The sequence below is a fragment of the Ideonella sp. B508-1 genome (genome assembly GCF_000333615.1).
In the GTDB taxonomy this organism is placed as follows: domain Bacteria; phylum Pseudomonadota; class Gammaproteobacteria; order Burkholderiales; family Burkholderiaceae_C; genus Ideonella.
Genome location: NZ_BADL01000164.1, coordinates 21,991 through 29,841 on the forward strand (window position 1 = coordinate 21,991; position 7,851 = coordinate 29,841).

The 7,851-nt window shown below is 68.5% G+C and carries 6 protein-coding genes; 5 read left to right on the forward strand and 1 reads right to left on the reverse strand.

What is annotated here, in order from left to right; translation table 11 throughout:
• Positions 1-62: 62 nt before the first annotated feature.
• Together aceF and lpdA are read left to right on the forward strand one after the other, a co-directional pair.
• Positions 63-1,712, forward strand: coding sequence for a dihydrolipoyllysine-residue acetyltransferase (aceF, locus tag I73_RS07755; RefSeq protein WP_022980096.1), 1,650 nt, complete (start codon positions 63-65; stop codon positions 1,710-1,712).
• A 13-nt stretch (positions 1,713-1,725) separates the two neighbouring features.
• Entirely contained in the window at positions 1,726-3,549 is a 1,824-nt protein-coding gene (lpdA, locus tag I73_RS07760; RefSeq protein WP_022980097.1) for a dihydrolipoyl dehydrogenase, read from the forward strand.
• A gap of 304 nt (positions 3,550-3,853) precedes the next feature.
• Here lpdA and I73_RS07770 read toward each other — a convergent pair whose 3' ends face one another.
• Entirely contained in the window at positions 3,854-4,399 is a 546-nt protein-coding gene (locus tag I73_RS07770) for an NUDIX hydrolase (protein WP_022980098.1), read from the reverse strand.
• Between the two features lie 63 nt (positions 4,400-4,462).
• Between I73_RS07770 and maiA the strand changes: the two genes are divergently transcribed.
• From maiA to phaC, 3 genes are all read left to right on the forward strand, one after another.
• Positions 4,463-5,095 (forward strand): maleylacetoacetate isomerase, encoded by a 633-nt coding sequence (maiA, locus tag I73_RS07775; protein ID WP_022980099.1) that lies wholly within the window; start codon positions 4,463-4,465, stop codon positions 5,093-5,095.
• A complete protein-coding gene (gene pgeF / locus I73_RS07780) occupies positions 5,085-5,870 on the forward strand; it encodes a peptidoglycan editing factor PgeF (protein WP_022980100.1) in 786 nt (261 codons plus the stop codon). Before maiA ends, pgeF begins: the two co-directional genes overlap by 11 nt.
• A gap of 285 nt (positions 5,871-6,155) precedes the next feature.
• Positions 6,156-7,851 (forward strand): class I poly(R)-hydroxyalkanoic acid synthase (gene phaC / locus I73_RS26690; protein ID WP_083876615.1); only part of this gene is annotated, 1,696 nt, incomplete at its 3' end.

Here is a 7,851-nt window from a genome sequence, read left to right on the forward strand (position 1 = left end):
CCATTCGCTGCCCCCCGAGGGGGCGCAAGCCTCCTTTGAGGCGGCTCGGCAGGAGGCTTGACATGGCATTGGTGGAAGTGAAGGTCCCCGACATCGGGGATTTCAAGGACGTCGCCGTGATCGAGCTGCTGGTCAAGCCCGGCGACACGGTCAAGGCCGAGCAAAGCCTGATCACGGTCGAATCCGACAAGGCCTCGATGGAGATTCCGTCGAGCCACGCGGGCGTGGTCAAGGAGCTCAAGGTCGCCCTGGGCGACAAGGTCAACGAAGGCAGCCTGCTGCTGCTGCTGGAAACGGCGGGCAGCGCAGCTGCGCCTGCCCCGGCCGCAGCCCCTGCGCCCGCGGTGGCGGCACCGGTGGCCGCCCCTGCGGCGGCGGCTCCTGTGGCCGCTCCGGCAGCCTCGGGCCCGATTGAGGTGCGGGTGCCCGACATCGGCGACTTCAAGGATGTCGCGGTCATCGAACTGCTGGTCAAGGTGGGTGACACCGTCAAGGCCGAGCAGAGCCTGATCACGGTCGAGTCCGACAAGGCCTCGATGGAGATCCCCTCCAGCGCGGCCGGCGTGGTCAAGGAGATCAAGGTCGCCCTGGGCGACAAGGTCAACCAGGGCAGCCTGGTGGCCATCCTGGAAGGCGCTGCGTCGGCGGCCGCACCGGTGGCGGCTGCGCCGGCCGCCGCGCCTGCGGTGGCCGTGGCGGCTCCGGCCGTCGCTGTGGCGGCGGCGCCGGTCGCGTCGGTGGTGCCCGCGCATGAGCCCACCGTCGCCCCCAGTGGCAAGCTGCCGCACGCCTCGCCCAGCATCCGCAAGATGGCGCGCGAACTGGGCGTGCCGCTGGCCGAGGTCCAGGGCAGTGGTCCCAAGGGCCGCATCACCCAGGCGGACCTGCAGGGCTTCGTCAAGGGCGTGATGGCCGGCCAGGTGAAGACCGCCGCCCAGAAGGCTGCCGCGCCGGCGGCCGAGCAGGGCGGTGGCATCCCCGGCCTGCTGCCCTGGCCCAAGGTCGATTTCGCCAAGTTCGGCGAGATCGAAACCGTGGCCCTGTCGCGCATCAAGAAGATCAGCGGCGCCAACCTGGCCCGCAACTGGGTGATGATCCCCGCGGTCACCTACCACGAGGACGCCGACATCACCGACCTGGAGGACTTCCGCGTCCTGGTGAACAAGGAAAACGAGAAGTCTGGCGGCGCCAAGCTGACCATGCTGGCCTTCCTGGTCAAGGCCTGCGTCAAGGCCCTGCAGAAGTTCCCCGAGTTCAACAGCTCGCTGGACGGCGACAACCTGGTCTACAAGAAGTACTTCCACATCGCCTTTGCGGCCGACACGCCCAATGGCCTGGTGGTGCCGGTGATCAAGGACGCCGACAAGAAGAGCGTGGTCGAGATCGCCGCCGAGTCGGCCGTGCTGGCCAAGAAGGCCCGCGACGGCAAGCTGGGCCCGGCCGACATGCAGGGCGCCTGCTTCACCATCTCCAGCCTGGGCGGCATTGGCGGCACCGGTTTCGCGCCGATCGTCAACGCGCCGGAGGTCGCCATCCTGGGCGTCAACAAGAGCGTGATGAAACCGGTGTGGGACGGCAAGGCCTTCCAGCCGCGCCTGGTGCTGCCGCTGTCGCTGACCGCCGATCACCGCGTGATCGACGGCGCGCTGGCCACCCGCTTCAACGTCTACCTGGCGCAGCTGCTGGCGGATTTCCGCCGCATCGCCCTCTGAGCGGGAGCACAGCATGGCATTGATCGACGTGCGTGTGCCGGACATCGGCGATTTCAAGGACGTGGCCATCATCGAGCTGCTGGTCAAGCCGGGCGACACGGTGAAGGCCGAGCAGAGCCTGATCACCGTCGAGTCCGACAAGGCCTCGATGGAAATCCCCAGCAGCCATGCCGGGGTGGTCAAGGAGCTGAAGGTGGCCCTGGGCGACAAGGTCAACCAGGGCAGCGTGATCCTGACGCTGGAAGCGGCCGAAGCCGCTGCGGCAGCACCTGCCGCACCGGTGGCTGCTCCCGTGGCAGCCGCTGCGGCACCGGCCCCCGCACCCGTGGCGGCCCCTGCCGCGGCCGGCAGCTACGCCGGCCCGGTGGACCTGAGCTGCGACGTGCTGGTGCTGGGCGGTGGCCCCGGCGGCTATTCGGCCGCCTTCCGGGCCGCCGACCTGGGCCTGAACGTGGTGGTGGTCGAGCGCTACCCGACCCTGGGCGGCGTCTGTCTGAACGTGGGCTGCATCCCATCCAAGGCGCTGCTGCACGTGGCCGCGGTGATGGACGAGGTCAAGCACCTGGCCGACGCGGGCATTGCCTACGCCGAGCCGGCGGTGGACATCGACAAGCTGCGTGGCCACAAGGAAAAGGTGGTCGGCAAGCTGACCGGCGGCCTGGGCGCCATGGCCAAGATGCGCAAGGTCACCATCGTGCGCGGCTACGGCAGCTTCATCGACCCCTACCACCTGCAGGTGGACGAGACCACCGGCACCGGGCAGGACCGCAGTGGCGGCCGCAAGGTGGTCAAGTTCGGCCACGCCATCATCGCCGCGGGTTCGCAGGCCGTTCGTCTGCCGTTCTTCCCGGCCGATGAGCGCATCGTGGACTCCACCGGCGCGCTGAACCTGAAGTCCGTGCCGAAGAAGATGCTGATCGTCGGCGGCGGCATCATCGGTTTGGAGATGGGCACCGTCTATTCCACCCTGGGCGCCCGCCTGGACGTGGTGGAGATGCTGGACGGCCTGATGCAGGGCGCCGACCGAGACCTGGTCAAGGTGTGGCAGAAGATGAACGCGCCGCGCTTCGACAACATCATGTTGAAGACCAAGACGGTGGGGGCCGAAGCCACGCCCGAAGGCATCAAGGTGAAGTTCGAGGCCGCCGACGGCACGACCAGCGAGCAGGTCTACGACCTGGTGCTGCAGGCCGTGGGCCGCACGCCCAATGGCAAGAAGATCGGTGCCGAGGCCGCTGGCGTGGCCGTGGGCGAGCGCGGCTTCATCCCGGTGGATGCTCAGCTGCGCACCAATGTGCCGCACATCTTCGCCATTGGCGACGTGGTGGGCCAGCCCATGCTGGCACACAAGGCGGTGCACGAGGGCCATGTGGCGGCCGAGGTCATCGCCGGCACGGTCAAGGGTGACGCCACCCTGGCCCGCAGCCAGTTCGACGCCCGCGTGATCCCCAGCGTGGCCTACACCGACCCCGAGGTGGCCTGGGTGGGCCTGACCGAGGACCAGGCCAAGGCCCAGGGCATCAAGGTCAAGAAGGGCCTGTTCCCCTGGACAGCCTCGGGCCGCGCCATCGCCAACGGCCGCGACGAAGGTTTCACCAAGCTGCTGTTCGACGATTCGCCCGAGGCCCATGGCCACGGCCGCATCCTGGGTGGCGGCATCGTCGGCACCCATGCGGGCGACATGATCGGCGAGATCGCGCTGGCCATCGAGATGGGCGCGGACGCGGTGGACATCGGCGCCACCATCCACCCGCACCCCACGCTGGGCGAAAGCCTGGGCATGGCGGCCGAGGTGGCGCACGGCAGCTGCACCGACCTGCCGCCTCAGCGGCGCTGAGGCGCTCATCCTCCGCCACGGGCAAAGCAGGGGACCTTCGGGTTCCCTTTTTTGTTCCGTCGAGCGGACTGTCCTGCCTTTCGAGGGCGCGGCCCGGGGGTGCACAAGGGATCAACCTGCACTACCAGAACAAAGCCCTGTCACTGCCCCAGGTCGTGGACCACCAGGACCGGCAGTTCCAGCTGGGCGCCCACCCGCATCCTGGATGTGCAAAGCAGCAATCGCTTTGCACGGCTGGAACTCTGGGCAGCGCCCACCGACGATCAGCCGCACGGCCGGACTTCAGCCTGTGTGACCGAAGGACTCAGGCGATGTCCAGGCTGTGGATGCCGTACTGACCGGCGCGGCGATCCTCGAAGAACAGCCGCAGCGTCTCGCGCACGGTGCGGAAGGCCAGTTCATCCCAGGGGATCTCGTCCTCCCGGAAGAGGCGGGCCTCCAGGGTCTCCGGCCCCGGGTCCAGGTGCAGATCCAGCATCCGGGCGCGGTAGAACAGATGCACCTGCCCGACCCGCACGACGTTCAGCAGGGTGAAGAGCCCTTGCAGCTCGACGTGGGCGCCTGACTCCTCGTCCGTCTCGCGCAAGGCCCCCTCGGCGGTCGTCTCGCCCAGCTCCATGAACCCGGCGGGCAAGGTCCAGAGCCCGTGCCGGGGCTCGATGGCCCGACGGCACAGCAGCACCTGGTCGTTCCAGACCGGCACGGTGCCCACCACGTTGAGTGGATTCTCGTAGTGCACCAGGCCACAGGCGGTACAGGTGGCCCGTGGGCGGTTGTCATCCGGCGGAATGCGGTATTCGGTGGGGGCACCGCAAACGCGGCAGTGGCAGATCGAGCGCACGGGCAGCATGGCGACAAAGTGTACCGGTGCCCATGGCATGATGCCCGGCCTGAACCGCACATCCCTGGCGAGATGGAACTCTTCAACTACTTCCGGTCTTCCGCGTCCTACCGGGTGCGCATCGGCCTGGCCCTGAAGGGGCTGGACTACACCTACCGCCCTGTTCACCTGGTCAAGGGGGAGCAGCATGGTGAGTCCTATGGTGCGGTTTCCCCCACGCGCCTGGTGCCTTTGCTGGTCGATGGCGATCTGCGCCTGCACCAGTCCCTGGCCATCCTGGAATACCTGGACGAAACCCATCCCGAACCGCCGCTGCTGCCGCGTGATCCCGCCGAACGGGCCCGCGTGCGCGCGCTGGCGATGGACATGGCCTGCGAGATCCACCCGCTGAACAACACCCGGGTGCTGCGCTTTCTGGTGAAGGACCTGGGGCTGTCCGAGGACGACAAGCTGCGCTGGTACCGGCACTGGGTGGAGTCGGGCCTGGCGACGCTGGACGCCCAACTGGCCCAGGCGCCGTCCCGCTATGCCTGCGGCGATCAACCCGGCCTGGTGGACTGCGTGCTGGTGCCCCAGGTCTTCAATGCCCAGCGCTTCGCCTGCCGGCTGGAGCACGTGCCCCAGGTGATGCGGGTGTACGAGGCCTGCATGGCCCTGCCAGCCTTCGACAAGACCCAGCCGAAGCACTGCCCCGATGCCGAGTGAACGCCATCCCGATTGGTTGGTGGCCGACGGGCTGCCCGCACAGGTCCGGGGGCTGATGGCCACCCGGGCTGGGGGTGTCAGCCAGGGGGCCTGCCAGGGACTCAACCTGCGCCCCAACGAACTGCCCCGGGCCACCGAGGACGATCCCGACCACATCCGGGAGAACCAGCGGCGTTTCGCGGCAGCATTGGATGGCGCCGTGCCGGTCTATCTCAACCAGGTGCACGGGGCCGACGCGGTGCGCCTGCACCGGGCCGATCTGCCTGCGGCCGGCGAGCATCCGGTGGCCGATGCCAGCTTCACCACCGACCGTGGAGTGGCCTGCACGGTGCTGGTGGCGGACTGCCTACCGGTGCTGCTGGCCGCACCTGACGGGCGCGGGGTGGCCGCCGCCCACGCCGGCTGGCGGGGCTTGGCGGGCGGCGTGCTGGAGCGCACAGTGACCGCCTTGTGCGAGGCCACGGCCTGCGAGCCATCGGAGCTGTCGGCTTGGCTGGGCGCCTGCATCGGCCCGGAGCGCTTCGAAGTGGGCGAGGAGGTGCGGACCGCCTTCCTCCAGCAGCCCTCACACACGGCCGAGCGCTTTCGCGCCACCGGCACGGCCGGCAAGTGGTGGGCCGATCTGCCTGGCCTGGCCCGGGAGCGCCTGTGTCATCTCGGCCTGCATCGGGTCGGCGGCGGGCAGTGGTGCACCGTCAGCGAGCCATCACGGTTCTTCTCGTTCCGACGCGACCGGGACACCGGCCGACACGCTGCCGCCATCTGGATCGTCTGAAATGGGCCCCGCGGCCGATGTGGCCGGGGCCTGTTCCGTCATGCGCAGCCGGGCCCGTCGCCGCGCTGGTGTGCCCAGGATGTAGAGCACGACCGTCAGCGGGATGACGCCATACAACAACAAGGTGAAGAGTGCCCCCAGCACGCTGCCCTGGGGAGAGGTGGCTTCCACGAGTGTCATCAGCACAACGACGAAGGCCCATGCAATGGCAACGATATACATTCGGGTCAGAGAGGGATGAAGGTGGGTGAGGCANCGCCGACTCACCACATCCATTGTGAGGGCATGACGGAGACCACGAGCGTGGTGACGAAGAAGAAGTCCGAGCAAGCCAAGACGGGCCCGCAGCCCGATCCCGCCGAAGCCTTCGGCTCTGCCGTGGGGGAGATGTGGAAGTCGCTGTCCGCGCTCAGCATCCCACCGGCCAGCTTGTCCCAGCTGCAGGCCGACTACCTGCGGGATGCCACGCTGCTCTGGAACAGCGTGCTGGGCCCCGCCGCCGGAGAGGCCGGTGCCCCCTTACCGCCGGTCAAGGACCGGCGTTTCAGCGCGGCGGACTGGCAGGCCCAGCCCAGCACCGACTATGTCGCGCGCATGTACCTGCTCAATGCGCGCACGCTGACGCAGCTGGCCGATGCCGTGCAGGCGGACGAGAAGACCAAGGCCCGGGTGCGCTTTGCGGTGCAGCAATGGGTGGACGCCGCCAGCCCGGCCAACTACCTGGCCTTCAACCCGGAGGCCCAGCGAAAGGCCCTGGAGACCGGCGGCCAGAGCATCGTCCAGGGCATGCAGCTCCTGTGGAATGACCTGCGCCAGGGACATGTGTCCCAGACCGACACCACGCAGTTCGAGGTGGGCCGCAACGTGGCCACCACCGAGGGAGCGGTGGTCTTCGAAGACGAGCTGTTCCAGCTGATCGAGTACAAGCCCCTGACCCCCAAGGTGGCCGAGCGTCCGCTGCTGATGGTGCCGCCGTGCATCAACAAGTACTACATCATGGACCTGCAGCCTGCCAATTCGCTGGTGCGCTATGCGGTGGCCCAGGGCAACCGGGTGTTCATGCTCAGCTGGCGCAACCCCGACGAGGGCCTGGCCAACCGGGGTTGGGACGACTACATCGAGCAGGCCGTCATCCGCGCCATCCACACGGTGCAGGCGCTCTCCGGCGCCAAGCAGATCAACACCCTGGGCTTCTGCGTGGGCGGCACGCTGCTGGCCACGGCGCTGGCCGTGCTGGCGGCCCGCGGCGAGCACCCTGCGGCGTCGATGACCCTGCTGACCACGTTGCTGGACTTCAGCGACACCGGCATGCTGGACGTCTTCATCGACGAGGCCGCCGTGCAGCTGCGCGAGGTCACCATCGGCGACAAGGCGCCGGGCGGTCCCAAGCTGCTCAAGGGGCAGGAACTGTCCACGGCCTTCAACTTTCTGCGCCCGAACGACCTGGTGTGGAACTACGTGGTCGGCAACTACCTCAAGGGCGAGATGCCGCCGGCCTTCGACCTGTTGTACTGGAACGGCGACAGCACCAACCTGCCCGGGCCGATGTACTGCTGGTACCTGCGCAACACCTACCTGGAAAACCGCCTGCGCGAACCCGGCGCGCTCACCGTCTGCGGCGAGCGTCTGGATCTCGGCCTGCTGAAGCTGCCGATCTACCTCTACGCCTCGCGCGAGGACCACATCGTGCCCTGGCAGAGCGCCTACGCCTCGACCCGGCTGTTCCAGGGACCGCGCCGTTTCGTGCTGGGGGCCTCCGGCCACATCGCCGGCGTCATCAACCCGCCCGAGGCTCGCAAGCGTTCGCACTGGATCAACGAGCAGTTGCCCGCGCAGGCGCAGGCTTGGCTGGAGGGGGCGCAGGAGCATCCTGGCAGCTGGTGGACGGACTGGTCCGCCTGGCTGGCCCCGCACAGCGGCCGTCAGGTGGCCGCTCCCAAGAGCTATGGCGGCAAGGCCATCAGGCCATCGAGCCCGCGCC